We start from the raw sequence: 267 nt of genomic DNA on the forward strand, positions 1-267 counted from the left end.
CATCAGCAGTGATTGAGATGAGGCAGTGGGGCGCTAATAGCGAATCGCTTATTCTACGCGAAGAAGTAGACCTTGGCTTACATGTTATCAATGATAAACCTCAGTCTTTTTACCAAAAAAGAATTCACTCTGGGGCGGGCTATTTTCATGGTAATCAATCTGGCGAGTACGTGAAGTTTCTCATCTCGGGAGTGAACGAGCATCAAGACCATTTTAAGGCACTAGATCCCACGATAGAAGTAGGCATTATTGTTGATAGCCATATAT

At 42.7% G+C, this 267-nt stretch carries 1 protein-coding gene; it reads left to right on the forward strand.

From position 1 onward, the window contains the following. Positions 1 to 17 precede the first annotated feature (17 nt). Positions 18 to 267 (forward strand): hypothetical protein (locus tag Q4528_RS14140; RefSeq protein WP_303522247.1); only part of this gene is annotated, 250 nt, incomplete at its 3' end.

Origin of the sequence: Staphylococcus pasteuri (genome assembly GCF_030547725.1) — a bacterium.
GTDB lineage: Bacteria > Bacillota > Bacilli > Staphylococcales > Staphylococcaceae > Staphylococcus > Staphylococcus pasteuri.